We start from the raw sequence: 7,712 nt of genomic DNA, 5'->3' as shown, positions 1-7,712 counted from the left end.
GGACAGTCTACGTGTGCGTAGTGACGAGTTGGAGTATCGTACTCAACGTGTGAAGTTGAGATTGTGATACCACGCTCACGCTCTTCTGGAGCGTTATCGATTGATGCGAAGTCTTTAGCTACACCACCGTATACTTTTGCAAGTACGTTAGTGATTGCTGCTGTTAGAGTTGTTTTACCGTGGTCAACGTGGCCGATTGTACCAACGTTTACGTGCGGTTTTACGCGTTCAAACTTTTCTTTTGCCATCTTAAAAAATTCCTATAAAGAAATTAACGCCTGACCCACTATTGGGCCAGACAAGCTAAATCATATAACAGCGCGAGCTGCAATTATTGCATCTGCAACGTTTTTAGCGGCTTCTGCATACTTCAAAAACTCCATAGAGTAAGATGCACGGCCTTGTGTTGCAGATCGCAGATCAGTTGCATAACCAAACATTTCAGAAAGTGGTACTTGCGCATTAATTTGCTTAAGACCACCGAATGCTTCTTCCATGCCTTCGATCATGCCGCGGCGACGGTTTAAGTCACCAACTACATCACCCATGTTTTCTTCAGGAGTGATAACTTCAACCTTCATTACTGGTTCTAGAAGAGCAGGGTTTGCTTCAAGCGCACCTTTCTTCATCGCCATTGAACCTGCAATCTTAAATGCCATTTCATTCGAGTCTACATCATGGAATGAACCATCATATAAAGTCGCTTTAACGCCAAGTAATGGGTAGCCAGCAAGCACACCTTGAGCCATTTGCTCTTGGATGCCTTTGTCTACCGCAGGGATGTATTCTTTAGGAACTGAACCACCAACGATTTCGTTAACGAATTCGTAAGTTGGCGCATCATCTTCCGAAATATCCATCGGTTCAAGTTTAAGCCAGACGTGACCATATTGACCACGACCACCTGATTGACGTACGAACTTCCCTTCAACTTCAACAGCTGAACGGATAGCTTCACGGTATGCTACCTGCGGCTTACCAACGTTACATTCAACACTGAATTCACGTTTCATACGGTCGACAATGATATCAAGGTGAAGTTCACCCATACCAGAAATAATAGTCTGGCCTGATTCTTCGTCAGTTTGTACTCTGAAAGACGGATCTTCTGCCGCTAGTTTACCTAACGCGATACCCATCTTATCTTGGTCAGCGACTGTGCGAGGCTCAACCGCAACAGAGATAACTGGCTCTGGGAACTCCATACGCTCAAGCGTAATGATTGAGTTCGGATCACACAGTGTCTCACCTGTTGTTACGTCTTTAAGACCAATAGCCGCTGCGATGTCGCCTGCGTAGACTACTTTGATCTCTTCACGTGAGTTTGAATGCATCTGAACGATACGACCAAGTCGCTCACGCTTACTTTTAACTGGATTGTATACCGCATCACCCTGTTTAACAGTACCAGAGTAAACACGGAAGAAGGTCAAGGTGCCAACGAACGGGTCTGTCGCAATCTTAAAAGCAAGTGCGGCAAACGGTGCGTTGTCATCAGCAGGACGTTCTTCCTCAGTACCATCTTCAACGATACCTTGGATTTGTTTCACTTGTGTTGGCGCAGGCATATATTCGATAACAGCATCAAGCACAGCTTGAACACCCTTATTCTTAAATGCACTACCACACGTCATTGGAACAATTTCGTTTGCTAATGTGCGCTGACGTAAAGCTGCTTTAATTTCAGCTTCGGTCAGGTCTTCACCTTCTAGATATTTGTCCATTAGTTCTTCTGATGCTTCAGCAGCGCTCTCAACCATGTGAGAACGCCATTCTTCTGCAAGCTCCAGAAGCTCTGCCGGAATGGCCTCATAAGAGAAAGTCATGCCTTGATCTTCGGCATTCCAGTTAATGGCTTTCATCTTAATAAGGTCAATAACACCTTTAAAGTCGTCTTCAGCACCAATTGGTAGCTGAATTGGAACAGGCGTTGCTCCAAGACGAGATTTCACCTGGTCCACAACTGTTAAGAAGTCAGCGCCAGTGCGATCCATTTTGTTTACGAAGATCATGCGAGGAACTTCGTATTTGTTCGCCTGACGCCAAACTGTCTCAGTTTGCGGCTGTACACCAGATGAAGCACAAAGAACAACTACCGCACCATCTAGTACGCGTAAAGAACGCTCTACTTCGATAGTGAAATCTACGTGTCCTGGCGTATCAATGATATTGATGCGATGGTCGTCAAATTGAGCGTCCATCCCTTTCCAGAAACACGTTGTTGCAGCAGAAGTGATTGTGATACCACGCTCTTGTTCCTGCTCCATCCAATCCATAGTTGCAGCACCATCATGTACTTCACCGATCTTATGAGAAAGACCCGTGTAGAACAGAACACGTTCTGTTGTGGTGGTTTTACCTGCATCTACGTGAGCGCAAATACCGATATTGCGATAGCGCTCAAGTGGAGTTGTACGTGCCATATGATCCTCTTAAAGGTTAAGGGCAGATTACCAACGGTAATGAGCGAATGCTTTATTCGCTTCAGCCATACGGTGAACGTCTTCACGTTTCTTAACCGCAGTGCCTTTGTTGTCAGCAGCGTCAACGATTTCTTGAGCTAAACGTAAGCCCATAGATTTTTCGCCACGCTTACGTGCAGCGTCTACTAACCAACGCATACCTAATGCGTTGCGACGTACTGGACGTACTTCAACTGGTACTTGGTACGTTGAACCACCAACACGGCGAGATTTAACCTCTACCTGTGGGCGAACGTTTTCAAGTGCAGCTTCAAAGATTTCAAGGTGCGACTTGCCTGATTTCTCAGCAGCCACGTCTAACGCACCATAAACGATTTTTTCAGCAGTAGATTTCTTGCCGTCTAACATTACTACGTTAACGAATTTAGCAAGAAGTTCCGATCCGAACTTAGGATCTGGAAGAATTTTACGTTGACCTATTACGCGTCTTCTAGGCATTTTGTATCTCCGGTATCTTCAGGTTTGCTCTTTTAGAGTCAATACCCAAAACAATTAATTTAAAAATTTAGTGCTTGGCCTTACTAACGGAGAACCATTAGCCCTTAGGGCGTTTAGCACCGTATTTAGAACGAGCTTGACGACGGTCGCTAACGCCTGCACAGTCAAGTGCACCACGTACAGTGTGGAAACGCACACCTGGTAAGTCTTTAACACGACCACCACGGATTAGGATTACACTGTGCTCTTGTAAGTTGTGGCCTTCACCACCAATGTAAGATGTTACTTCGAAACCGTTAGTTAAACGAAAGTACATACACCACGCTTTTGCGGACAAGCTTTAAGTGCAGCTGAGTTACTTTTAGTAACTTTGCTACGACGTGGCTTACGCACTAGCTGGTTAATAGTTGCCATTTAAATAGCTCCTGAAATTAAAATTACTACTGAAAAAATAAAAAAATCCGCCCTGTTTACATGCTCGTTACAAAACGTGCAGGCAAATGGGTGGCGGAATTTTAATGAGCAAAGTTTAACCTGTCAACCTTAACTCATCGTAAGGCAGAAGATAACTGCCTTACGATTTCTTAATCTATTGATTAAGCTGAGATTATTGGTTTCCAGAGATATCTGCGTTTAGTGCGTCAGTAAGTGCTTGAGTTGCCTCTTCAGCGCTTACTGTTTGCTCTTCAACGATTTCACCTTGCTTGCGACGGTTTAAACGGTCTTGGTGATACGCAAAGCCTGTACCAGCTGGGATCAGACGACCCACGATTACGTTTTCTTTCAGACCACGAAGCTCATCGCTCTTACCATTTACAGCGGCTTCAGTTAGGACACGAGTTGTCTCCTGGAACGATGCTGCAGAAATGAAAGATTCTGTTGCAAGTGACGCTTTAGTGATACCCATTAACTGGATTTCAAACTTCGCTGGGATCTTGCCTTGTTTCTCAAGTTCACGGTTAGAAATATTAACGCGTGCTACTTCAACTTGTTCACCGGCTAAGAACTCAGTGTCACCGCCGTCAAGGATGATACATTTACGTAGCATCTGACGAATAATTGTCTCAATGTGCTTGTCATTGATCTTAACGCCTTGCAAGCGGTAAACCTCTTGCACTTCGTTAACGATGTAGTTAGCTACATGAGTTACACCACGTAGGCGTAAGATGTCATGTGGTGACTCAGGACCATCGGCGATAACCTCACCTTTAGACACTTGCTCACCTTCGAACACGTTAAGCTGACGCCATTTAGGGATCATCTCTTCGTATGCGTCACCCTCAGCAGGAGTGATTACAAGACGCTTCTTACCTTTAGTTTCTTTACCGAAGCTGATAGTACCTGTGATTTCTGCAAGGATTGCAGGATCTTTCGGCTTACGTGCTTCGAATAAGTCAGCTACGCGAGGTAGACCACCCGTGATATCACGAGTCTTCGAACCTTCTTGCGGAATACGTGCTAGTACGTCACCTGGGTTTGCAGTTGCACCGTCTGTTACTTCAATCGTTGTGAATGAAGGAAGACGTGTTTCTTGCAGACCACGCTCATCGCTTTCGATGATTAGTTTAGGTTCTTTCGCATTCGCTTTACCTAAGTCTTTAACAACCACACGTGTTAAACCAGTTAACTCGTCTGTTTGTGCTTCGGTATTTGAGTCATCAATGTCGCTGAATGAGATTTTTGACTTGTGCTCAAGAACGATTGGGTGACTATGCGGGTCCCAAGTAGCAACGATGTCGTTACCTTGAACTTCTGCATTATCTTGTACTGCTAACACCGCACCGTAAGGTACTTTATAACGCTCTTTCTCACGACCAAAGCTATCGATGATAGTGATCTCTGTTGAACGAGACGTGATAACAATCTTACCGTCTGTGTTTAATACGTACTTCGCATTGTGTAACTTCAATGTACCGTTAGTTTTAACTTGTACACTGTTTTCAGCAGACGCTCGAGATGCCGCACCACCGATGTGGAAGGTACGCATCGTAAGCTGTGTACCCGGCTCACCGATTGATTGTGCCGCGATAACACCTACTGACTCACCTGGGTTGATGATGTGGCCACGCGCAAGGTCACGACCGTAACACTTAGCACATACACCAAAGTCATTATCACAAGTGATTACTGAACGAACGCGTACTTCATCCACTGAGTGCTCTTCTAAAAGGTCACACAGTTTTTCGTCAAGCATAACGTTACGCTCAACAAGTACTTCGTTAGTATTTGGAATTAATACATCTTCAGCAACAACACGACCTAGTACACGTTCACGAAGTGCTTCAACAACGTCACCACCTTCGATAAGCGGTTTCATTGTTAAGCCATCTTCTGTGCCACAGTCGTCTTCGTTGATTACTAAGTCTTGTGCAACGTCTACTAGACGACGCGTTAAGTAACCCGAGTTTGCTGTTTTAAGTGCTGTATCGGCAAGACCTTTACGCGCACCGTGCGTTGAGATGAAGTACTGTAGTACGTTCAGACCTTCACGGAAGTTCGCCGTGATTGGTGTCTCGATGATTGAACCATCTGGACGTGCCATTAGACCACGCATACCCGCTAACTGACGGATCTGAGCGGCGCTACCACGTGCACCTGAGTCTGCCATCATAAACACTGAGTTAAATGAAGATTGCTCTTCTTCTTCGCCTTTCGCGTTGATTACAGTGTCTTTTGATAAGTTCGCCATCATCTCACGTGATAAGTTTTCATTTACACGTGACCAGATATCGATAACTTTGTTGTACTTTTCACCAGCCGTTACAAGACCTGATTGGAATTGTTGGTTGATTTCAGTTACTTCAGCTTCCGCTGATTCAATGATTTCTGCTTTAACCGGTGGGATAACTAAGTCATCGATACCGATTGAAACACCTGACTTCATTGCGTAGTGGAAACCTGTGTACATTACTTGGTCAGCAAAGATAACGGTATCTTTAAGACCTAGACGACGGTAACACTCGTTTAATAAGCCAGAAATTTGTTTCTTACCTAGGGCTTGGTTGATTAACTCAAACGGCATGCCTTTAGGTAGGATTAGTGAAAGAATTGCACGACCTACTGTTGTTTCAACAATAGATACTTGTTCAACTGCTTCACCTTCTTCATTGTCAACTGTTTCGCTAATACGTACTTTTACGCGCGCATGTAGCTCAGCATTACCACTGCGGTATGCTTTTTCAGCTTCTTTAGGATCTTTAAATACAGTACCTTCGCCTTTCGCATTGATACGATCACGAGTCATGTAGTAAAGACCTAATACAACGTCCTGTGAAGGAACGATGATTGGCTCACCATTCGCTGGAGATAGGATGTTGTTTGTAGACATCATTAGAGCACGTGCTTCTAACTGTGCTTCAAGCGTTAACGGTACGTGTACCGCCATTTGGTCACCATCGAAGTCAGCGTTGTACGCCGCACAAACTAATGGGTGTAAATGGATCGCTTTACCTTCGATAAGCACAGGTTCGAACGCTTGGATACCCAAACGGTGAAGTGTTGGTGCACGGTTAAGTAATACTGGATGTTCACGAATTACTTCGTCTAATACATCCCATACTTCTGCCACTTCACGCTCAACCATCTTCTTAGCAGCTTTGATAGTCGTAGCCATGCCGCGACGCTCTAATTTGCCGTAGATAAATGGTTTGAATAGCTCAAGTGCCATCTTCTTAGGAAGACCACACTGGTGTAGTTTAAGCGTAGGACCTACTGTGATTACAGAACGGCCAGAGTAATCTACACGTTTACCAAGTAAGTTCTGACGGAAACGACCTTGCTTACCTTTGATCATATCAGCAAGCGATTTAAGAGGACGTTTGTTAGAACCTGTAATCGCACGACCGCGACGACCGTTATCAAGTAGCGCATCTACCGCTTCTTGTAACATACGTTTTTCGTTGCGTACGATAATGTCTGGTGCTGCTAGATCTAATAGACGCTTAAGACGGTTATTACGGTTAATAACACGACGGTAAAGGTCATTCAGATCAGAAGTCGCAAAACGACCACCGTCTAGTGGTACTAATGGACGTAGATCAGGCGGAAGTACTGGAAGTACTGTCATGATCATCCACTCAGGGTTGTTACCTGATTGGTGGAAAGATTCCATTAATTTAAGACGTTTAGTGATCTTCTTACGCTTAGTTTCAGAGTTAATTGTTGGTAACTCTTCACGCATTTCAGCAATTAATTGGCCAAGATCAAGTTCGCGAAGCAAGTCTAATACTGCTTCTGCACCCATCTTCGCTTCAAACTCATCACCGTGCTCTTCAAGTGCATCTAGGTACTCTTCTTCACCTAAAAGCTGACCACGCTCAAGCGTTGTCATACCAGGCTCAGTTACTACGAATGATTCGAAGTAAAGTACGCGCTCGATGTCACGAAGTGTCATGTCTAGCATTAAGCCAATACGTGACGGTAATGATTTTAAGAACCAAATGTGCGCAACTGGGCTCGCAAGCTCAATGTGACCCATACGGTCACGACGCACTTTAGTAAGCGTTACTTCAACGCCACACTTTTCACAAATAACACCACGGTGCTTAAGGCGCTTATATTTACCACATAAACACTCATAATCTTTCACTGGGCCGAAAATACGGGCACAGAATAAGCCGTCGCGCTCAGGCTTGAAAGTACGGTAGTTGATTGTCTCAGGTTTCTTTACTTCACCGTATGACCATGAACGAACCATATCTGGCGAAGCAAGACCAATGCGAATTGCATCGAATTCTTCGGTCTTATTTTGTTGCTTCAGAAACTTAAGTAAGTCTTTCACCTTAGCTCTCC

4 protein-coding genes and 1 pseudogene are annotated in these 7,712 nt (G+C 44.6%); all 5 read right to left on the bottom strand.

From position 1 onward, the window contains the following. Nucleotides 1-248, bottom strand: a 248-nt coding sequence (locus tag AOG27_RS20400) for a GTP-binding protein (RefSeq protein WP_235523726.1), incomplete at its 3' end; no start/stop codon positions are given. Between the two features lie 60 nt (nt 249-308). Beyond that, entirely contained in the window at nt 309-2,423 is a 2,115-nt protein-coding gene (gene fusA, locus AOG27_RS20395) for an elongation factor G (protein ID WP_054554835.1), read from the bottom strand. 27 nt (nt 2,424-2,450) lie between these two features. Continuing rightward, a complete protein-coding gene (rpsG, locus tag AOG27_RS20390) occupies nt 2,451-2,921 on the bottom strand; it encodes a 30S ribosomal protein S7 (protein ID WP_054554834.1) in 471 nt (156 codons plus the stop codon). A gap of 97 nt (nt 2,922-3,018) precedes the next feature. After that, nucleotides 3,019-3,335 (bottom strand): annotated as a pseudogene (rpsL, locus tag AOG27_RS20385) (30S ribosomal protein S12). Between the two features lie 193 nt (nt 3,336-3,528). After that, nucleotides 3,529-7,701, bottom strand: a complete 4,173-nt coding sequence (gene rpoC / locus AOG27_RS20380) for a DNA-directed RNA polymerase subunit beta' (protein ID WP_054554832.1) — start codon at nt 7,699-7,701, stop codon at nt 3,529-3,531. Nucleotides 7,702-7,712: the final 11 nt, after the last annotated feature.

It is taken from the genome of Pseudoalteromonas lipolytica (assembly GCF_001306915.1).
Taxonomy (GTDB): Bacteria; Pseudomonadota; Gammaproteobacteria; order Enterobacterales; family Alteromonadaceae; genus Pseudoalteromonas; species Pseudoalteromonas simplex.
This window is presented reverse-complemented; position numbering and strand designations above follow the sequence as displayed.